The following is a 19,210-nucleotide window of genomic DNA, read 5'->3' on the forward strand; positions in this document are numbered from 1 at the left end:
CTGTCTAAATAATTTCGAGTAATCTACGTGTCAATGATACAAAGAAATGAAGTAAATTTGCATAAAAACTGGCAAAAAGAATTGGCAAATGTTGTCACTTGTCCTGAACGCTTGCTAGAAATGCTAGGATTATCAAGCAAAGTAGACGAAAAAGACCTCAAAGCACGCAGTCTTTTTCCTGTCCGCGTGCCACTGCCTTTTATCAAAAAAATGCGTTATGGCGACATAAACGACCCTCTTTTGCTGCAAGTGATGCCAAGACACCAAGAGTTTTTAGCAAAAACAGGTTACGACAAAGATCCTCTAAAAGAGCAAGATAACAACCAACCTGGTTTGTTACACAAGTATCGCTCTCGGGTTTTAGTGATGTTTAAAACCGGCTGTGCTGTAAATTGCCGTTATTGTTTTAGACGCCATTTTCCTTATCAAGAAAACCAATTAAACAAACGCAGCTTGATTGACGCACTGGCTTACATAAAAGCAGACAGCAATATCAACGAGGTCATTTTAAGTGGTGGCGATCCATTGATGGCCAAAGACGATGCTGTTAGTTGGTTTATGGATGAGTTAGAGCAGCTTCCGCAAATTAAACGCATGCGTATTCACAGCCGCTTACCTGTTGTGATCCCAGCAAGAATTACCGATGAGCTATGTGCACGCTTTGCTGCATCGCCCTTAAAGGTGGTGTTTATAAATCATATCAATCACGCTAACGAAATTGATGATGACTTTAAAACGGCCATGCAAAAGTTAAAAGCTGCAGGGGTTACGTTATTAAATCAGGCGGTGTTACTAAAAGATGTGAATGATTCTGTCGAGTCACAAGTTGCACTTAGTGAAGCGCTATTTGAGGCAGATATACTTCCTTACTACTTACATCTACTAGATAAAGTTGAGGGTGCTAGCCATTTTGACATAGCTGAAAGTCAGGCACGGGAAATCGTGACGGCTATGCTAACTGCATTACCGGGGTTTTTGGTTCCTAAGCTGGTGCGCGAGATCGGCGGCGAAAAAAGTAAAACGCCTATCGATCTCAATCTAAGTTAAACGTATACGTTTACGTTGTTACCTAGTGTCGCAGTTACCGACTTAGCAGGTGTTTGTGCAGCACTGGTGTTCATTGCTGCGCCTTCGATAAGTGCAAGTGCCGCAGCACCATCAGCCTTTTGCTGTTTTTTAGCAAGCGATGCGCTGTAAACTTCTGCGCTTTCGCCACCGCTACTCATTACGGGTAAGTTTGATCCTGATATATTCATAGTTCATTACCTGACTTTTTAAGACAATCCACGTACTATATCGGCATTGCAGTCTAAAGCTTTAGGAAAAAAATGGATTCAATTATTGAACAACTCAATGCTAACCTAAAAATCGTTTACCGTCAGGCACTTGATGCTGATAAAAAATTAGATGATTTACAGCAGCAAGGCCATGGCAAATTCACAGCCTTATTTGCAAAAGATGCTGGCTTTGATTTTGAAGCAAAACGCTTTAAACCTTACGTTCTCGATGTTGCTGCTGATGTAGAAAGCTTAAGCAACGACGGTATGGACGAAGAAAAACTGAAAAAAACCGTTATTAAACTGCAACAGTTACTACAACTGTTAGCGACGTTTAAGTAACGTAGAAGCCTCTATTTTATTTATTGTAAATAGAGGCTATCGCGCGAAATAAATTTCACGTCTACATGTGGGAGCAGCTTTGGCCGTTAATTGTTTTTCGGCGTTAAACGCCTCCCACGATATAGGTCTTTTACAAGACCCACAAACAACGCAGCTCAACTTAAAACTGACGGCTGACAGCTATCATTCACCCAAATTTAACGACGGCAGTAACTCATCTTCAAACCAATCAGTGATTAAGCGCTTGTCGTAATAATAGGCTTCATCGCGCCCCATTTTCATGCGATCCATGAAGCCCATGTCTTTAAGCTTTACATCGTTTGCTTCACTTATCACTTTACCGTCTTTGTCGGTAATCGAATAATTTAGGTCGATACGCGGAAAATAAATTGGCTTAACGATACGTAATTCATTCATAGTACCAAAACGCACATCACCCGCTAGGTCGAGCTCAGTCACTTCAACATTGAAGGTGTAGCCTTCAGGTAACTTTTCAGCAAGTTTATTAAAGTGTTTTTCAAAATTCTTTGCCACATTTTTATGAAATGAACCTTTCGGTGAGTTGTTACCAGGTTCTACATCGCGGTAATCGTTAAAGTCATGCCATTTAACTTTTGCTTCTCCTGCGTGAGCAAAAGCAGGTAGTGCAATGACCATTGCTAAGGCAATTTTTTTTACTGTATTCATCTGTTTCTCCACTTAACAGGTATAGCTAATGATTAAATTTTAGCTGCTGACAATTAACTATAGCTTAATATCTAAACACTTAGGTGTAACCAATATGGTGCAAAATGTAATCAAAAACAAGCGATTCATGTTTTTGCTTTATCGCCGTAAATCACAATTAATTCATGTAATTTAGGCCGAAATGTGATGAAATAAGGCTAATTCAACCAGGTATAGTTCATGGATATTTTATGACCATTTTAGTCACCGGCGGAGCCGGATACATCGGTTCTCACACCGTATTAGAGTTATTACAACAAGGTACTGACGTTGTTGTACTCGATAACTTAAGCAATTCATCAAATGAGTCACTGGCTCGGGTAAAACAAATTACTGGCAAAGACGTCACGTTTTATCAAGGTGATATTTTAGATAGAGCCTGTTTAGACAAAATCTTCAGTGAACACACGATTGATAGTGTTATTCACTTCGCAGGTTTAAAAGCGGTTGGTGAATCGGTTGTAAAACCTATCGAGTATTATCAAAACAACGTACAAGGTACACTGACTCTGGTTGATGCAATGCGTGATGCTGGCGTATTTAAGTTAGTATTTAGCTCATCAGCAACGGTATACGGTGACCCAGCAAGTTTGCCAATTCGTGAAGACTTCCCAGTTGGTGGCACGACTAACCCTTATGGCACATCAAAGCTTATGGTTGAAATGATGCTGCAAGATATCGCGAAATCAGATGAACGCTTTGCCTTTGTTATTTTACGTTACTTTAACCCTGTCGGCGCACATGAATCTGGTCTTATTGGTGAAGACCCTAATGGTATTCCTAACAACTTATTACCTTATATTTCGCAAGTCGCTGTGGGTAAGCTAGAAAAGTTAGGTGTATTTGGGGATGACTACGATACTGTAGATGGTACGGGTGTTCGTGACTATATCCATGTCGTCGATTTAGCATTAGGTCACTTAAAAGCACTTACCCGAATTGCAAGTGATACAGGTGCGCACGTATTTAACCTAGGCACAGGTAATGGTTATTCAGTACTGCAAATGGTTACCGCTTTTGAGAAAGCCAGTGGTCAAGCCGTTCCATACCAAATTTCGCCGCGCCGAGCTGGCGATATTGCAGCTTGCTACGCAGCACCAGAAAAAGCGTTAAAAGAGCTTGGCTGGCAAGCTGAGCGTGGTATCGATGAGATGATGCAGGATACATGGCGCTGGCAAAGCAATAACCCGAACGGTTACAAATAGTCAAAGTCATTATAAGGCCGATGTTCACACATCGGCTTTTTAATTTGATGAGGCTTTCTTAAGCTGCGCAATACCCCAGAAAAGTATCCCTGCCCCCGTGCACGATAAGAAAAAGAACAACCCTAAGCCGACAGGCGATCCCCAAAACAAAATACTGTATAAAACTTCCATCTCTATATCCTTTATTATTATTTGAATTGTAAGTTATATAAGTTTTAGGAATAGCTCGTCAAGTCGCACATCAGCGCATCGCTTGAATACTCTCAAGCGCTACAGCTAGCTGTGCTTTTAGTTTTTTATAGCGTACATAAACAGCCAGCACGATAATGCCATTAACACCAAGCTGGATAAGCCATAGGCTGTATGTTTTAAACATAACCATATTAAACAAGGCAACGATTAACAAAGCGCACCAAAGCACAACGCAGCCAATAAAACTCACATGCCAGTAATGAATTTGATGCTTCAGTTGGCTTTCTTTAAAATTAAGCATTGCATTAACGTCTAACGTTTCTGCTCGCCAAAGCTTTCGTCTTAAACGGTATGACCAAATTCCAAAACCTAAAGGAATAGGTACTAATAGCGCAAACATAATGGTTTCATAGGTATTTTTTGCCTCAAACAACATGGCGTAAATACAAAATACGGTTACCACAACACCTAAAAATGAGTCGATTAACCCTTTTAGCTTTAACTTAGTTCGCGACTTTTGCGTTTGTGCAATTAACGCTTCACTATCCACTTTCGGCGTTGCCTGCACGAATGCCTGCTGCCACTTAGCTAATTGATCATCTGCTTCGAATTTATCCACTTTATTTACTCCATTAGGCTCGCAAGTTGTTGTCTTGCCCTACTTACACGTTTAGCCACGGCATCTTCAGACAGTCCCAGTGTTTGAGCTATCTCACTTTGATTAAACCCTTCAAGCTGTAAAGCAAGCACCTGCCGATATTTCAGCGTTAATTTACGAAGGGCAGCCATTAAATCTAAACTGTCGTCTGGTGATTTATGCGTACTTAAGGCTTGGGTGTAATCAATACTTTCAGAGCTTGCCACCTCTTTGCGGTTTTGCTCTTTTATCACATGATCAACCGCTTTATTGTGAGCTATTCGGGCAATATAGGTTTTTATGCTGGCATCGCCACGAAAGGCAACATCGGGTGATGAGTCATTACTTTCAAAAGCGCGCCAAACAGCCAACGACATCTCTTGAATTAGCTCATCTTGTAGCGCTTGATTGATCTCGTAAGTTGCAGCAACACGCGCCAACAGCGGCGCGTATTCATTCAGCAATGTGTTTATTTGAACATCAGCTTTCACTGTACTTCCATGTTTTTATTATTATTTGAACAAACGATTATAGGCACAAAAGTAGGTACATGCTAATACCGGCCCTACCAACAACATAGGTAAAAGACTATAAGGGGCAGTAAAGGTAACGAGCATATTAATCAAACAAAGCATGCTTAATGGTTTAATCACCTTTAGTGCCGTTGTAATGCCTTCTTTAACAGCTGCACTAAGCGAAGCATTGTTTAAAAGTAACAGAGGTACCACAAACATAAGCAACATATTTACAGGAACAATTGATACAAACATGACCCCTATGCGCCAGCGCTCAACATCAACAAACTGACCTGACAATAAAGCCGATAACTGCTCACTACCAATCAAAGTACTCCCAACAGCAAATTGCACCAGCGCCAATAAAATACCAACAACTGACCACACGGCAACTCGCCCCCACTTCGCCCATGTTGCATTGTGCTTAAATGAAAAGCCTTGCTGATTATTCAGGTTAAACAACAATGGCCACACCGTTGCCATTAACATAGGCGCTAACCATTTTGATACAGTTAAACCTGTAGGTGCAGGTAATAGCTGCACTAAACCTGGCACAATAGCGAACAGCGTCATAAGTAAAAAAAGTTTAAACGGTGCTTTTTTAAATAGCCCCCACCCTTCTTTTAACCAAACAGCAGCATCACTAAATGGTGCATTTGTTGAATCAAGTTTTAGCGTATTCACAGTTGATGTTGTAGTCGTCATGAGTTTGTCCTTTTCGTAAAAATAGATACATAAGACACTGCCTATCGCTAACACCTAATAGGAACAACTTCGTGTCATTTGCAGCTATAGACGAGACAAACACAGAAAACCTGACAAAATATTTTTAAAAAATTAAAAATAATTTTATTTCGTTGAATTTTAAAGATAAAAAAGAGGTGGAACAATAGTGGAACGCAGCTGCTTAAGATAGATTTAAGCTTTGATTTTTGGGTTTTAGGATTTTTACAGAAAGAAAATGGTGGCCCCTCCCAGACTTGAACTGGGGACCTAACGATTATGAGTTGCAAAACAAGGACTTACTACTAGTTACTTTTTGATATAACTATTTACTAATTTTCATAGCCATATCATAGGGTTATTGAATAACTCCTACCTCTGATGCATAAATCATTATGTATTTCAGAACGTTAAATTTTACGTTCAAAGTAGCACAGAGGTAGCACCAGATGTCATACACCAAATTTCGCTTCACAGAATTGTCGCTTGAAAAGATAGAATCAAACGGTAAACGCACTCGCTATTATGACAATCTATTGTCAGGACTCATTTTAGATGTGAGCGTAGCAGGTAAGAAGTCATTTAGAGTTTATAAAAAGATACCAGGAAGAGACACCCCTATTAATGTCACCCTTGGGTACTTTCCATCAATTACACTCGATGATGCAAGGCGAATGGCTAGAAAGGTAATGGCAGATATAGCCGAGGGTATTAATCCTAATGACCTTAAGCGCCAGTTTAGAGCTGCTTCGATTACTCTGAAAGAAGCTTTTGATTCATACATCGAATCTAGAGATCTTAAGCCTATAACTGAAAGAGGGTATCAACAAAAAATAGATTGCTACCTATCTGATTGGCATAACAAACGTCTAGCCGATATTAATCAAACAATGATTTTAAAACGCCAAAGAGAAATCACCTCAAGAAGCCCTGCTCAGGCAAATTACACCATGCGCCTAATGCGTGCTTTATTTAACTTTGCTAAAGCTGAATACAAATCTTCAGAAGGTCGTTCATTATTTCCAGAAAATCCTGTAGATGCTCTTTCTGAAAAACGAAGCTGGAATAATGTAAAGCGTAAAACAACAAGACTGCGCCGTTCACAACTAAAACCATTCATAGACGCGCTATATGAAGTTAGAAATGAAGCTGCCAAGTATCGTCAAAATAGCCGCGTTGCTTTTTGTGATTACCTAGAATTTTTAACCTTTTCAGGCCTGAGAAGGTCTGAGCTACTGCAACTTCCTTGGTCACAAGTACACCTTGAAGATAGGATATTCATTTTAGAAGATACAAAAAATGGCTTGGACGTCGAGTTTCCTATTACAGATCGATTAGCTGAGATATTTAATCGACGAAAAGAATACAAAGTATCTGACTATGTGTTTGGGACAAACAGTAAAAAAGGCTACCTCACTGATCCTAAAAAAACATTGAAACATGTATGCCAGATTGCTGGAGTAAAAATCACTTCGCATGATTTGCGCCGTACATTTACATCAATGGCTGAGAGTAGCGGAGTATCAGGATACCTCCTGAAACGCCTTCTAAACCATATTACAGATAAAAGTGATGTAACTGCTGGCTATTTAATTTTAACCGCTGAGGAGCTTAAAGAACCCGCAGAAAAGGTAACCGAAACAATTGCCAAATATGCCGGTTTGATTGAACAAGAGCCAGAAAATAAAATGAGTGAAATGAAAAGTCTGTTGGCAAGCTTAACTAAGGAACAGAAGGTTGAGTTACTGAGTAGCTTAATGGAATAAAGAGATAAAAAATAACACTATAAATACAAGGGTATGATTACAAGATTATTTACGTAACCGTACCTACTACTCTCTGTTCCACCAATTTGGTCGTTGACTTGGCTCACATTGAAGAGTGTCTTTTAAAATAGAGACAATATCATAAGACCTTTTACCGTCAACATGACATTCTAAATCTTGATCAACATTTCCGTATAAAGGATCTAGCACAACGTCCATTCCATGTGTTCGAGCTAATTTAGCCGCAGGTACAAAATCAGCATCACTTGCCATCAAAACAATTGTGTCTGCAAATTTTCGCAAAGTAACAGTTGTTATATCAATACCGAGACGTGTATCAACACCTTTCTGTTTTACGTCCAAGTAAAAATCGCTCGGAGAAAGATTAGTAACATCGATATCTCCCTTAATTAATTTTTTTTGTGCCTCTTCATTTAAAATCCATCGTTTATGGTTTGCAAGCTTACCCATACGAAGGGCTAACTTTCTAGACGATTGTAACTTAGAGTGAAAACTTTTTTGAAATTCAACACTTGGCTCTCTCTTAAAATTTCTTGTTCTACAAGTTTCTTCTAAGTTTTGAGGTACAGGTTCACGATACTGACCATCAAAAGGAGGAGCATCATAGTAATAGATTCTATATGTGTCGGTTCTTTCTAAGTCTTGTTTGTGTTTACTAACAAGTCTGTATAGGACGGATTGGAGTGCGTCGGGTGTGAGTGGAAAATTATCCACATCAAAAAATGTGCGATGAAAGTAAGTTACTCTGCGTTTAAAATACCCACCATCAATAAAGAATGCTATTTTTCGATTCATTCTATCCCTTAAACGTAAAAAGCTCAGGACCGTGGATACTCCTTAATAAATTTGAGCATGCACCGTGCTGAGCCGTGATGTAATCATCGTAAATTACCAGCTACTTGTAAAGAGAAAACCAACTGGTCGGATGAGTTAACTTAATTTGCTCATAAACAAACTAAAAGTATTCTATTACATCGTTCATATCTCATAAAGTAATAAATTAACTACCCTCAATTCAGTAGGTAGCTGAAATTAATTGATTTAGAGGAGCCCGCATCACTATAAATAACACTAAACCCCATATCCGAAACCAAAGTTTCATAGTTACCAAAGTAACTAATCTATAATTTAACTAAAAACTGAAACGATAGCTGCAAGGTTTATTTCTTTATTTATAAATACGTTTAACGCTTTTCCCTGTTTAGAACACTCAGAATACAGCTAATACAAGGGCTGCAAGGGACATAAAAAATCAAAAGTACGAATCAAAAAAGTTAAAGGTACGACGGCTTTCATCAAAAGTACGATGTTATTCAAGATCAAAAGTACGATGTTATTCAAGATCAAAAGTACGATGTTATTCAAGTTCAAAAGTACGACACTAACCAGTGTTTTACCCTGTTTATAAAAGTTCGGAGTTCAGTTTCGCGAGTTCCATCCTTCCACTTCCAGTATCACGAAAAATATATAAGCTGTCGCCTTCCACCTTCAATCGATAATCGAGTATTTTTTCTATCTTTTTTAGCCGCTTTTTTAAATCTGACAATGACGATCTAATACCAATTCTTTCTCGCAAATTATCTAGCTTTATAACTTGCTTAGAAGGTCTACCGCAGCGCTTCCGGCAAACTTCATAAAGTCTGCGATCAAATGGTTTGGATAATTGAAAGTAATCTTCATGTAATGTTAATACATCATTGTCATCAACCGTCTCAATGAGCCAATCGGGCAATGTTACTTGCCAGCAACTTAAACCACTACCGTCGATTAACTTAAAGCCTTCGATTAGGCCCATACTTTCCAAAAACCTTCGACCATTAAACTTATAATCAGTCGTAATTAAAGTTCCTGCGAGTCGATATAAAGCCTTCTCAACAAGTTTGTATTCTTTTCCTGATGTTCCTCTCCCTGTTGCCTTTAGGAGGTCATAAGTGTTGAATCGAACCGTGTTACTGAGCTCTAACTTAGCATTTTTTGCAGCCATGATATGACTCAAGCAATAAATGAGTACTTCTTTATCTTTGATGGTTGCTCGACCCAGGACGCTTGGAACGATTTTTATCGATACACCTTTATATGAAAAATCCAAAACACCTTTAGACTTTCCGTCTAATGCAAACACAGGCCACACCATTGAAAACATATCTGATTTCAAATTGACATGAGTCATTTTGCACTCGAAATACGCCATAACTAGCGTTACTTGTTTCTTGGTTGAGAAGCTAACCAGTTGTGAAAATCTTCAACAGGGAAAAGTAATCGAGCGCCAATTTTAATATGCGGTGGTAATGGGTAATTTCCACAACCTTGTTTGTTCTTAGAGATTTGATTAAAAAGAGCTTGTTTGCTGATAAAAAGTAAGTCAGCTACTTCTTCTGAACGATAAAATACCTTTTCCATTTTATTGACCTCAAAGCGTAAGCGTTGAGCTCAATTATTAGCTCAACACATTATTAATTAGTTGAGCAACAATGGTAATTAAGTGGTCAGAAAGTTGCTCAGAAAAGCTAGGGGAACTTTCGGGGGGTTTTTGATGTTTTAGGGGAAAAGCAACATAACTTAGCAACTCTAAAAAATTAACCATTTGATTTTTATATTTATTATTTTTTTAAATGGGGATTGGCTAATAAAAATACCTACAAAAAAATTTACTTGATAAGCTTTTTAAGTAGGCTTTTGGAGAAGCTCTATGCAATATCATTTAGATTTAAGATAAAACAAAATAGCGAAGAAGATCACAAGACTTAGAATCAAAGCGCAACCAACTAACAAAGGAGCCATATCTAAATCCTGCCTTCTTTAATTGCTGCAAAAAGATCATTTTTCAGCTTGTCATAGCGTCGAGTAGCGCGAATCGCTAACACCATTAAAATCCACATTTGAAACCATTCGTATAATGTCATGACAGCAATCTCTGCTAATGCTTTGCATTTGAGTATAGAAAAGATCCTTCCCAATTACACAAAGCAATAATCCACTCACTAATATTTTGTTGTTTCTGCTCATTACTACCCATGAACGGGAAGGTAATTTTTTTGCTTCGAGATTTGAAATGACTGAAAGGCTCTAACCTAATATCCCAAACTTCACCTATTTCATTTGTTACATCGAAAGCCAACGCTTTTTGAGAAATCAAAGCAAAAAACATTTCTTGCTCTGATTGCACTTCTTTCTCAAATGATAGCCCTAATGGTTCACATTCAGCTTCGATACCTGCCAAGCGGCTCTGAAACTCAACGACTACAGGGATGAAAGGCCTTAGCTCAACATTTTTATATAGCTCTAAAAGTAGCATTACATTACTCCTTAAAATTAGGCATGCCTAATTTTGATCACTGTCCTATTCTTTAAGTGATTAGTAATAGGTGTCGTAAAGTTCACCACGTGATTGTGCATCCTCAGCTTCTTCACGCGACATAAATTCACCATCAGCGATAATATTGCCCATACCATCATTCAATTGGTCTAGTTGCTCGTTTTCGTTCGACGACTGCTCATCGCTTGTAAATATACTTACCAACAAGTAGATAGTCCCGACTAATACACACACAAATGTTTCAAGCATATTCATTCCTCTCCAAATTCAAATTACCACGGAAACAAAAGCTAAGGATTCCTTAGTATCTAGATTCAATTAAAGCTAAGAAACTCTTAGTTTTCAAGCTAAGAACAATAAATAATGAAAACTAATGACGAATCACCATTTCCAAAACGCTTAAAAGAGGCAAGAAAAGCCAAAGGGCTATCGCAAAAACAGTTGGGGATTTTAGCTGGAATGGATGAATTTACTGCATCGGCAAGAATGAACCAATACGAAAAAGGCGTACATGCCCCAGACTTCAAAACAGTGAAAGCACTTGCTGATATTTTAGAGGTGCCAACTGCCTACTTGTATTGCATTGAAGATAAGTTAGCAGTGCAGATTTTAATTTGGCTCATAAAATAATAAGAATTTAAAGATAGAGTAAGTTTTTCAAGAATAATTTAACAGTTTACACTTCTTAAGGCTAAACGTACTATAAAGAGCGCTTTAAAATAATCAGAAAACTAAAGGAATAGTCAGTACAGTGCGAATGCTAATACTTTCAGATTTACATGCTACATTTGAATCAAGCGATCAGAAAAATTCCAGACTATCCTTCAAAGATAAAGAAAGCGAGTTCGGCCGACGGTTTATTCATTACTGTAAATCATTAAATCTCAATATTGACTTTTTAGTGTGTCCTGGAGATATATCAAATCAAGGCTGCGGGGACTCTTTCGAGAATGGTTGGAGGTTTTTGAACCAAGTAAGCAATGAGTTAAATATTAAGGAAATCCTGTGCGTTCCAGGTAATCATGACCTTCAATCCCGTCCAGGAACAAACTTTTCGCCATTACATTCAGTTAAGTTCTGCGAACCAAGTTTCCCCTCAAACGACTTCGAAACCAATACCCATTTTTGGGGCTGGAATTGGAGCCATATAGAAGCAAAAAGTTTTAATTGTGTATTACTTAATTCAAGTGCATACCATGGTTTTTCAACAGAATATAAGCATGGCCGCGTTGCTCCAGAGACAATAAAACAACTATCTAATTTCATAAAAAGCGATGATTTTAAAGAAAAACCTTTCAACCTTTTACTTTGCCACCATCATCCGGTTAAGCGTGAGGATGTTGATTTTGAATCTGATTATGAAGTAATGGATGGAGGTCAAGCACTTTTAAACGAAATAGAAAGAGAAAGCTCAGAACCTTGGTTAGTAATTCATGGGCACAAACATTTTGCTAGCATATTTAGAGCTCAGTCCGGAGGTTTTACAGCTCCATTAATTTTCTCCGCGGGCAGTTTTAGTGCGAAACTTTACCCTGAGATAGAGACCAGAACTGCCAATCAGTTTTATATTCTAGACATTGATCTCGAAGCAACTTCAGAAAATGAACGTCTAATTGGTACATTCGAAGCGCACTCTTGGGATGTCGATAATAACTGGCACCCCTCTTCCAGTGAAAACCTTCCACATAAAGGTGGTTTTGGTACAGATATATCTCCTAAAAATATAATATTTAAAATTAAAGAGCTATTAGAAATTGAACCATATTTAGATGAGAATAGCTTGCAACCAATTTATGAAATGCTAACTCATTATACCCCGACAGAATTCAAGGAACTCTTAAAGAAACTCACCAAAGCAAATCTTGAATATGACATTTCAGAACACAAATTGATCCAAGTGGCGTTAAAAAAATGATTGAACAAATCCAAAACTTTAATAAATCCTTTAATGCTAAATCTACTTCTAAGCAAAATTTAACCGAAAGCTTTATCCCAAATGGCCACTTTGACAGGTTAACTTCTCCTAATCATACAATAATGATAGGTCCAAGAGGGAGTGGAAAAACAACATTACTTAGAATGTGTGAGTTAGAAGCCCTTGATATTTGGAGTGGAACAAAGTCTGATAAATATAGATCTAGAATAGACTTTACAGGTGTCTTTATCCCTACAGATAGGTTTTGGAAAGCGCAATACGATCTGTTTAGAGAAAAATTTAAAGAAGATGCACTACTTAAGAAGTTACTATTATCTTCTTTCACTTACCATATTTTAGAGTGTTTCTCTAACACCCTAATTTATAGGACATTAATGATAAAAGATAAAAAAAGCTATTTCAGACATATAAATTTATCAAAGCATGATGAAGTTGAAATGGTGGAACAGTTAAGCTGTTTATGGTGTGTAGAGACTAAAATACCATCATTAAGAGGCTTAGCTATCGCTCTTGCACTGAAAAAGCATGAAATATCTTCATTTTTATCTTCCTCTGACGGAACAAAACAGTCAAACAAAGTACCTAAATTTGCTGATTCAAATATAATATCTTTACTAGATGCAAGTATCCAAATTGTAAACATCTACTTTGCTGACTCTGATGGGAAGTGGGCCTTTTTATTCGATGAATTAGAGCTTGCACCAGACAGCTTTGTTCAGCCACTTATTGACAATATGCGTGGAGGACCTCAAAACCTCATTTTGAAATTGGCACTATCGCCATACCACAAAGATGTATCTATAACGCATAATTCATACAGTAGTATGCACAAACAAGATTTATCGTTTATTAACTTAAGTGGAGTTAGAGAGGATGGGTTGGAATTCGCTAAGACATTAACAAATAATATCTTTAAAAAACAAAATCTTACAAACCCAATTAACAGTTACTTTGAAACCATTGATATCGATAGAGATAAAGAGTTTTCAGAGCTGTGTGAAAGAGATCAAAGCTTTTACAATTATTGCCAAAAGCAAGGAATTCTTGGAAAAAGCTATGCAGACCTAACACAAAACCAACAAGCTGCTTTTAGAAGAATTCAGTTTAATGTTCATTTAAGGAACTATTACAAGCGGCCAAGAAAAAGAGCTTCACATTACTACACTGGCTTCGAAAATATCTGCAAGCTACTAGATTATAACCCTAGGATGCTTGTTGGCGTGATGAGTATTTTCTCTTCTATAGCAAAGGTCGAAGGCATAATTAAGGTTCATCGACAACTCAAATGCATTGACGATTATTACCAATCTTTTAAGGCATTACTAAATACTATCGCGGTAGACTCCAATGAAAAAAACTTTAAATCCCTTTATGATGTGATCACTAAAATCGCTAGTTTTTTTGAACAACAAATACATGGACAAGTTTTTTCTCCGGACCCTAGGGGAACTATAACCTTTGATCACGAATTTAATGCTAACTACATGGAAGCTATAGGCTTAGCATTAAATGCAGGAGCCTTAGTGATAGAAAAAAATGATACCGACTCTTTTCATGATACTAACGCACTAACTAGTTCTAGATGTCGGTTATCTTATATTTTTTCCCCGAAGTTTAAATTATTGACAAATGTTCAACCTCCTATTGATCTAGATGAAATTTTACACAAAAGAGAGATCAGAGTTTTTGACTTATTTGCTGGACAAGGAAGTTTTAATTATGAAGCTAATTAATCAGCCCTATATTTGTGATTTTGATCTGTCTGTTTATTGCTTAGGCTATGAAACTAGATCTGTTACAGCATATGAAAAATACAAAATTTTATCTAAAAAGAATATTGTACTTGGTTACAATTCGAACAAGGATGTATTGAATTATCAATCTAATAAGCGTTTTTTTTCACAGGCTGAAATTATTGAGACCGAATGTAGCGGTATACCTAATTACCTAAATCCTATAATTAATAAATTAAATGAAGAAGTGGAAGAGCCAAAGGTACTTGTGGATATCACCGTAATGACAAGACACAGGTTAGCCACTGTATTATTTTGCCTTTTAAATGGACTGAAAAAAAAGTCTACATTAACAATATGTTACAATGCTTCAAAATATGTATCTCCCCCAAGTGAACTCCAACCAGTAAGAAAGGTAGGAGCTCTCATTCATCAATTAAGCGGTAACTTAGGCGATTTGTCTAGCTCAACTGCCGTAATTTTTGGTCTTGGTTATGAACATTTAAAAGCTTTAGGCGTATATAATTACCTTGACCCAGATTTAGCTTATACATTTATCCCAACAAGTGACAATACCCAGTTTGAAATTGATGTAAGAGAAAATAATAAATCATTAATTGAAAATATAATTAATAAAAATATACATACATATAATGTCTATAACCCTCTAGATCTGTATATTGACTTAAAGTCATTAATACTTTCACTCAAAGAGGGCTCTAGAGTAGTTATAGTACCTCTTGGACCAAAAATCCTTGCAGCCATATCTTTAATTATAAGTATGGAAATGGATTTAGAAATTCCTGTTTGGCGAGTTTCTTCTCTTCATTCTGAAGAGCCCATAGATCGAGTTGCAGATAGAGAGGTGCTTCAAACAATATCACTCTAGACAATTAATATATTAGCTTGGAGTTATATGTAAAAAGCAAGACCCTTAATTAGGGACGGAATTATAATTAACTCTAAAACTTTTTATTTCTAATTGAATACAAACATACTAACTACCCAGATATGTATACGTAATACTAAAGCGCTCATGTCCAAGCTCACGGCTAATTATCATTCGTGCCTTGTAATCTAGCTCCCGCTCTTTGCCTATTAAATGCATACGTCGCGGTCCACCATTAGCGGGGCATTGCCAACCAGTTAGTTCTAGATAACGTTGACGGGCATAGTGATGGCGTAAGCCATGATTTTTACTAAGTCCTACCTTATTAGTTTCGCGCTCATAGCGGCGCATTTGATCCACGTAGCGGTCTGTCGCGCGAATTAATGATGAGCGTGTAAAAGAGCGAACTTCATCAAGCAGGGAGCGCTGTGACTCTTTCAGGATAGGCAAGGAGCGGGGTTTACCACCTTTAGTCCATGAGCCTTTTAAGCGAATATAATTACCTTGATCTGCATAGCTGACATTGAACTTTATTGCCTCTTCTCGGCGTAGCCCGAACTCTTGTTGTAAGCGCAGTGAAAACCTTACATAAGGGCAATTAATCTGGGCATGCTTCTGCATATCTAGCTCCTTGGATTTACCCAGAGGACTATTGCGTACCTTATCAATACCGTATTCATCATTAGTACGACCGACTACATTACGTTTACCGACTTTGTCTGCCCACCATCTAATGGCCGACATTCGATTTTTGATAGTCTTATTTGCAAGCTTTTGATCTTGCCAATGCTTTACTAAAGCATTTACATGTTTAGGTTTTAACCCTTTTGCATCTTTTAGCTTAAAGCCAAAGCCATGAAGCTGTTTAGCAACAAGATTAAAAATGCTCTTTCTATTTTGTTAAAGCCACTTAATTAGTGAGTAACTAAAAAAGTTGTCATAAGACACATGGGCTGGCTGATCTAAAGCAAACAAGCAAAGCAGCGCTGAGTCTGTTGATTCAAGGCGCAGACTATAGTGGTTTTGGTAATTATTAATCAGGCTCTGTTGAACCTGACAGCTACGGTTGTAGCTCCTCTTGACGTGTCGAGGGCAGTTGGTAAACGCCCGTTTTCTTGTTTGCTCAAATTGAGCTAGTTCATGTTTAAACTAGCATATTGATCTTAGATTGCAAGTAGCTATTTCTTCAGGTGGATGCCCTTCCCTCTTCTGGCCTTTCGATTTTGCGGTTGGATAATAGGTCTCAAGGCATCATGAGCAGTGGCCTTGAGATAGGCGACTCTGTGAGTCGTCCCTACCTCTTCGAGTAGGTACGACTTATTCAAAGTTTAGAATTGCGCTTAATGTTACCCCAGTGCAAAATAGGAATATTTATAATAGGGAAGTTACATGTCTAAAAGAAATCACCAGAATATTTTTACGTTAACCAATATAGCGGCATCAATTTCGTTATTCGTACCGATATTTTACATAGTCGGCCATCTCTACCTTCAAGGTTATTTAAGTGTCTACAATCAATCTGTGGACTCTCTTTCATTACCATTTGAATCTATTCTGATGAAGTCATTTTATGTGATATCAGGATCAATTATTCAGCTTTTTATATCTTTTGTAGATAACATCATTTACTTTTTTTCCTTTGCTGCTTTTATTTTTGTTTATTCTGTAATCATTATATTTACTGCCTCTCACTCAGAGAAAATGAAAAAGAAAATAGAGGAAAAGAAAGTAAGTCTAAGAAAAAGTAATTTATTCAATTATGGATTCGTACCAACAGCAATAGCAATAATCTCTGCCGGTGGACCATTCTTATTGCTAACTGCCTTAGCTGCAATTTTGATGGCTATTTGGAGTAGTTACTCATATGGGGAAAGGCTAGCAAAAGAAGAAATTACGGATTTTGCATATTGTAAAGAAAAACAAAAGGCTGTTTGCACTACAATAATTGAATCAAATGGTATAAAAACAGTAGGAGTTTTAATAGCTTCAAGCGATAAATTTATTGCGCTTTACACAGGTCAAAAGGTAGTACTTATAAACAATCAGAATTTAAAAATTGAAACCAAGCCTAGAGTATAACTATACTAAAAGTAGCACAGAGGTAGCACAGAGTAATTTCAGTTAGTAGGTGGTTACTTGGGAAGCTTGTAAAAATGGTGGCCCCTCCCAGACTTGAACTGGGGACCTAACGATTATGAGTCGTGTGCTCTAACCAACTGAGCTAAGGGGCCATTGTATTAGCGAAAGCTAAATTTTTTTGATGCGTTTAGCAGGTTTAACTGACTAAAGCGGGATGCAGTATAAAAAGTTTTTGTAACCTTGTCACTAGCAAAACCCTTTATTTTAACAATCACTAAATCAACTGCTCAAATAGTAAACTCTTTGTTTTTACAACGACCTTAAAGCATGCCGATTAGTTTCTAGCCTCCGACATTGTTCTAGATCAAATAGCTAAACCACTAAACTCGTTAAAATAGCCGCTCAATCAATTGCGGAGTGCTGACTGTGATAAATTTACCAAGCTGGGATCAATCTCTGATCAACAAGTACAATATTTCTGGGCCTCGATATACATCTTACCCAACAGCATTGTCTTTAGCTGATGGTTATAACCAACAAGATATGATTAACGCAATTGCGGCATCGAAAAGCCGTTCTTTATCCTTGTATATCCATATCCCTTTTTGCAGTCAGCTTTGCTATTACTGTGGTTGTAATAAGGTCATCACGCGTCATCAATCTAAAGCCGATTTATACCTAGATAATTTAGCGCTTGAAATTGCTGAGCAAGCAACGCTTTTTGCCGATTATAACGTTGAGCAACTGCATTTAGGGGGTGGTACGCCAACGTTCTTATCGGCAGAGCAAATGAGCCGCTTAATGGCGTTGGTTGAGCAGCATTTTAATTTTGCTGATGATGCCGAGCGCGGTATTGAGATTGACCCTCGTTCTTTAGCTGATGGCATGCTAGTTCACCTACGTAAGCTTGGCTTCAATCGTGTTTCGTTTGGTATTCAAGATTTCAATGATGATGTGCAACTGGCAGTTAACCGCCCGCAAAGCGTGCAATCTGTAAAAGGTTTAATTAGTGAGGCTCGTGAACTTGGCTTTAAATCTATTAATGCCGATATGATTTACGGTTTGCCACTGCAAACACCAGAGAGCTTTAAAGAGACGATTGCACAGCTGATAGAGTTAAATCCTGATCGCGTGTCGGTATTTAACTATGCTCACTTACCAGATAGATTCGCTGCTCAGCGTAAAATTAAAGACGCTGACTTACCATCTGCGGGCGATAAGCTCACTATGTTCAAAAATACCCTTGAGCAGATGTTAGCGGCGGGTTATCAGTTTATTGGTATGGACCACTTTGCCCGCAAAGACAATGAATTGGCAATTGCACAAAACGCAGGTCAGTTACACCGTAATTTCCAAGGTTACACAACGCATGGCCAATGTGACTTATTAGGTTTGGGTGTGTCATCTATTTCGCAAATAGGCAATGCCATTTTACAAAACGAAAAAGAGTTAAAGCACTATTACAAAGCTGTGCAAGAAGGCTATGGCAGTGCAATCTGTAAAGGTGTTGCTTTAACTGATGACGATACGTTACGTGCAGCGGTTATCAAACAATTGATTTGTCAGTTTGAGCTGGATATTCCAGCAATCGAAAAGCAGTTTAATATCAATTTTGCCAGTTACTTCTGCGAGGCACTACAGGCACTCGACCCATTACTAGCTGATGGCTTGGTGTCTGTGAGCCAAGATAAGATCACAGTAACAGCTCGCGGTAATTTATTTATTCGTATTATTTGTATGTGCTTTGATGCGCACCTACAACAACAAATCAAGCAAACTCGTTTCTCACGAGTTATCTAGCCCAACAAAAAGCAGAGCCTAAGCTCTGCTTTTTATTTTGTTTAATTCAACGA

21 protein-coding genes and 1 tRNA gene are annotated in these 19,210 nt (G+C 37.8%); 10 read left to right on the forward strand and 12 right to left on the reverse strand.

The genetic code is table 11. The annotated features are described in order from the left end of the window. Window positions 1-33: 33 nt before the first annotated feature. Entirely contained in the window at window positions 34-1,047 is a 1,014-nt protein-coding gene (gene epmB, locus AOG26_RS02915; RefSeq protein WP_054561132.1) for an EF-P beta-lysylation protein EpmB, read from the forward strand. Here the strand turns inward: epmB and AOG26_RS02920 are convergent. Continuing rightward, window positions 1,044-1,256 (reverse strand): hypothetical protein, encoded by a 213-nt coding sequence (locus tag AOG26_RS02920; protein WP_054561133.1) that lies wholly within the window; start codon window positions 1,254-1,256, stop codon window positions 1,044-1,046. The genes epmB and AOG26_RS02920 overlap by 4 nt on opposite strands. A 72-nt stretch (window positions 1,257-1,328) precedes the next feature. Between AOG26_RS02920 and AOG26_RS02925 the strand changes: the two genes are divergently transcribed. Continuing rightward, window positions 1,329-1,619 carry a hypothetical protein gene (locus tag AOG26_RS02925; RefSeq protein WP_054561134.1) on the forward strand — a complete coding sequence of 97 codons (291 nt, stop codon included), beginning with the start codon at window positions 1,329-1,331 and terminating at the stop codon, window positions 1,617-1,619. Window positions 1,620-1,802: 183 nt separating this feature from the next. On the opposite strand, the gene AOG26_RS02930 is transcribed toward AOG26_RS02925, so the two are convergent. Next, entirely contained in the window at window positions 1,803-2,306 is a 504-nt protein-coding gene (locus AOG26_RS02930) for a DUF3016 domain-containing protein (RefSeq protein ID WP_054561135.1), read from the reverse strand. A gap of 230 nt (window positions 2,307-2,536) precedes the next feature. Here AOG26_RS02930 and galE point away from each other — a divergent pair, with 230 nt between their 5' ends. Next, the gene (galE, locus tag AOG26_RS02935) at window positions 2,537-3,550 is read left to right on the forward strand and encodes a UDP-glucose 4-epimerase GalE (RefSeq protein WP_054561136.1); all 1,014 of its coding nucleotides are present in this window, start codon (window positions 2,537-2,539) and stop codon (window positions 3,548-3,550) included. A gap of 241 nt (window positions 3,551-3,791) precedes the next feature. Here the strand turns inward: galE and AOG26_RS02940 are convergent, their stop codons facing one another. Genes AOG26_RS02940 through AOG26_RS02950 form a run of 3 tightly spaced genes read right to left on the reverse strand, consistent with a single transcriptional unit; the run spans window position 3,792 to window position 5,599 of the window. Further along, window positions 3,792-4,361: a hypothetical protein gene (locus AOG26_RS02940; RefSeq protein WP_054561137.1), complete on the reverse strand. Its 570-nt coding sequence runs from the start codon at window positions 4,359-4,361 to the stop codon at window positions 3,792-3,794. Between the two features lie 5 nt (window positions 4,362-4,366). Beyond that, a complete protein-coding gene (locus AOG26_RS02945) occupies window positions 4,367-4,870 on the reverse strand; it encodes an RNA polymerase sigma factor (RefSeq protein WP_054561138.1) in 504 nt (167 codons plus the stop codon). 21 nt (window positions 4,871-4,891) lie between these two features. Continuing rightward, a complete protein-coding gene (locus tag AOG26_RS02950; protein WP_054561139.1) occupies window positions 4,892-5,599 on the reverse strand; it encodes a hypothetical protein in 708 nt (235 codons plus the stop codon). Between the two features lie 467 nt (window positions 5,600-6,066). Here AOG26_RS02950 and AOG26_RS02955 point away from each other — a divergent pair, with 467 nt between their 5' ends. Then, on the forward strand, window positions 6,067-7,383 hold the full coding sequence (locus tag AOG26_RS02955; RefSeq protein WP_054561140.1) for a tyrosine-type recombinase/integrase: 1,317 nt from the start codon (window positions 6,067-6,069) through the stop codon (window positions 7,381-7,383). A 66-nt stretch (window positions 7,384-7,449) separates the two neighbouring features. Here AOG26_RS02955 and AOG26_RS02960 read toward each other — a convergent pair whose 3' ends face one another. From AOG26_RS02960 to AOG26_RS02980, 5 genes are all read right to left on the reverse strand, one after another. Next, window positions 7,450-8,199, reverse strand: coding sequence for an NYN domain-containing protein (locus AOG26_RS02960; protein ID WP_054561141.1), 750 nt, complete (start codon window positions 8,197-8,199; stop codon window positions 7,450-7,452). 607 nt (window positions 8,200-8,806) lie between these two features. After that, on the reverse strand, window positions 8,807-9,595 hold the full coding sequence (locus AOG26_RS02965) for a replication initiator protein A (protein WP_054561142.1): 789 nt from the start codon (window positions 9,593-9,595) through the stop codon (window positions 8,807-8,809). An 8-nt stretch (window positions 9,596-9,603) separates the two neighbouring features. Next, window positions 9,604-9,804: a helix-turn-helix transcriptional regulator gene (locus AOG26_RS02970; protein WP_033032042.1), complete on the reverse strand. Its 201-nt coding sequence runs from the start codon at window positions 9,802-9,804 to the stop codon at window positions 9,604-9,606. A gap of 517 nt (window positions 9,805-10,321) precedes the next feature. Then, window positions 10,322-10,699: a hypothetical protein gene (locus tag AOG26_RS02975; RefSeq protein WP_054561143.1), complete on the reverse strand. Its 378-nt coding sequence runs from the start codon at window positions 10,697-10,699 to the stop codon at window positions 10,322-10,324. A gap of 60 nt (window positions 10,700-10,759) precedes the next feature. Further along, on the reverse strand, window positions 10,760-10,969 hold the full coding sequence (locus AOG26_RS02980; RefSeq protein WP_054561144.1) for a hypothetical protein: 210 nt from the start codon (window positions 10,967-10,969) through the stop codon (window positions 10,760-10,762). Window positions 10,970-11,083: 114 nt separating this feature from the next. Here AOG26_RS02980 and AOG26_RS02985 point away from each other — a divergent pair, with 114 nt between their 5' ends. From AOG26_RS02985 to AOG26_RS03000, 4 genes are all read left to right on the forward strand, one after another. Then, on the forward strand, window positions 11,084-11,350 hold the full coding sequence (locus AOG26_RS02985; protein ID WP_054561145.1) for a helix-turn-helix domain-containing protein: 267 nt from the start codon (window positions 11,084-11,086) through the stop codon (window positions 11,348-11,350). Between the two features lie 127 nt (window positions 11,351-11,477). Beyond that, on the forward strand, window positions 11,478-12,635 hold the full coding sequence (locus AOG26_RS02990) for a metallophosphoesterase family protein (RefSeq protein WP_054561146.1): 1,158 nt from the start codon (window positions 11,478-11,480) through the stop codon (window positions 12,633-12,635). Then, a complete protein-coding gene (locus AOG26_RS02995; protein ID WP_054561147.1) occupies window positions 12,632-14,389 on the forward strand; it encodes an ORC-CDC6 family AAA ATPase in 1,758 nt (585 codons plus the stop codon). Before AOG26_RS02990 ends, AOG26_RS02995 begins: the two co-directional genes overlap by 4 nt. Further along, window positions 14,376-15,278: a hypothetical protein gene (locus AOG26_RS03000; protein WP_054561148.1), complete on the forward strand. Its 903-nt coding sequence runs from the start codon at window positions 14,376-14,378 to the stop codon at window positions 15,276-15,278. Before AOG26_RS02995 ends, AOG26_RS03000 begins: the two co-directional genes overlap by 14 nt. Window positions 15,279-15,386: 108 nt before the next feature. Here the strand turns inward: AOG26_RS03000 and AOG26_RS03005 are convergent, their stop codons facing one another. Then, complete coding sequence (locus tag AOG26_RS03005) at window positions 15,387-16,163, reverse strand: phage integrase N-terminal domain-containing protein (RefSeq protein WP_054561149.1); 777 nt, start codon at window positions 16,161-16,163, stop codon at window positions 15,387-15,389. Window positions 16,164-16,667: 504 nt separating this feature from the next. Here AOG26_RS03005 and AOG26_RS03010 point away from each other — a divergent pair. Further along, on the forward strand, window positions 16,668-17,357 hold the full coding sequence (locus tag AOG26_RS03010; protein WP_054561150.1) for a hypothetical protein: 690 nt from the start codon (window positions 16,668-16,670) through the stop codon (window positions 17,355-17,357). Window positions 17,358-17,432: 75 nt separating this feature from the next. On the opposite strand, the gene AOG26_RS03015 is transcribed toward AOG26_RS03010, so the two are convergent. After that, window positions 17,433-17,509: transfer RNA gene (locus AOG26_RS03015), tRNA-Ile, on the reverse strand. Between the two features lie 274 nt (window positions 17,510-17,783). Between AOG26_RS03015 and hemN the strand changes: the two genes are divergently transcribed. Next, window positions 17,784-19,157: an oxygen-independent coproporphyrinogen III oxidase gene (gene hemN / locus AOG26_RS03020; protein WP_054561151.1), complete on the forward strand. Its 1,374-nt coding sequence runs from the start codon at window positions 17,784-17,786 to the stop codon at window positions 19,155-19,157. The last annotated feature ends 53 nt before the right edge of the window (window positions 19,158-19,210 follow it).

This window comes from Pseudoalteromonas sp. UCD-33C (genome assembly GCF_001306895.1).
Lineage (GTDB): Bacteria > Pseudomonadota > Gammaproteobacteria > Enterobacterales > Alteromonadaceae > Pseudoalteromonas.

What these genes read in the sequence shown, in the direction of transcription:
- epmB (WP_054561132.1), top strand. Translation starts at nt 34, where the DNA reads ATGATACAAAGAAATGAAGTAAATTTGCATAAAAACTGGCAAAAAGAA.
- AOG26_RS02920 (WP_054561133.1), bottom strand. Translation starts at nt 1,256, where the DNA reads ATGAATATATCAGGATCAAACTTACCCGTAATGAGTAGCGGTGGCGAA.
- AOG26_RS02925 (WP_054561134.1), top strand. Translation starts at nt 1,329, where the DNA reads ATGGATTCAATTATTGAACAACTCAATGCTAACCTAAAAATCGTTTAC.
- AOG26_RS02930 (WP_054561135.1), bottom strand. Translation starts at nt 2,306, where the DNA reads ATGAATACAGTAAAAAAAATTGCCTTAGCAATGGTCATTGCACTACCT.
- galE (WP_054561136.1), top strand. Translation starts at nt 2,537, where the DNA reads ATGACCATTTTAGTCACCGGCGGAGCCGGATACATCGGTTCTCACACC.
- AOG26_RS02950 (WP_054561139.1), bottom strand. Translation starts at nt 5,599, where the DNA reads ATGACGACTACAACATCAACTGTGAATACGCTAAAACTTGATTCAACA.
- AOG26_RS02955 (WP_054561140.1), top strand. Translation starts at nt 6,067, where the DNA reads ATGTCATACACCAAATTTCGCTTCACAGAATTGTCGCTTGAAAAGATA.
- AOG26_RS02960 (WP_054561141.1), bottom strand. Translation starts at nt 8,199, where the DNA reads ATGAATCGAAAAATAGCATTCTTTATTGATGGTGGGTATTTTAAACGC.
- AOG26_RS02965 (WP_054561142.1), bottom strand. Translation starts at nt 9,595, where the DNA reads ATGGCGTATTTCGAGTGCAAAATGACTCATGTCAATTTGAAATCAGAT.
- AOG26_RS02970 (WP_033032042.1), bottom strand. Translation starts at nt 9,804, where the DNA reads ATGGAAAAGGTATTTTATCGTTCAGAAGAAGTAGCTGACTTACTTTTT.
- AOG26_RS02975 (WP_054561143.1), bottom strand. Translation starts at nt 10,699, where the DNA reads ATGCTACTTTTAGAGCTATATAAAAATGTTGAGCTAAGGCCTTTCATC.
- AOG26_RS02980 (WP_054561144.1), bottom strand. Translation starts at nt 10,969, where the DNA reads ATGCTTGAAACATTTGTGTGTGTATTAGTCGGGACTATCTACTTGTTG.
- AOG26_RS02985 (WP_054561145.1), top strand. Translation starts at nt 11,084, where the DNA reads ATGAAAACTAATGACGAATCACCATTTCCAAAACGCTTAAAAGAGGCA.
- AOG26_RS02990 (WP_054561146.1), top strand. Translation starts at nt 11,478, where the DNA reads ATGCTAATACTTTCAGATTTACATGCTACATTTGAATCAAGCGATCAG.
- AOG26_RS02995 (WP_054561147.1), top strand. Translation starts at nt 12,632, where the DNA reads ATGATTGAACAAATCCAAAACTTTAATAAATCCTTTAATGCTAAATCT.
- AOG26_RS03000 (WP_054561148.1), top strand. Translation starts at nt 14,376, where the DNA reads ATGAAGCTAATTAATCAGCCCTATATTTGTGATTTTGATCTGTCTGTT.
- AOG26_RS03010 (WP_054561150.1), top strand. Translation starts at nt 16,668, where the DNA reads ATGTCTAAAAGAAATCACCAGAATATTTTTACGTTAACCAATATAGCG.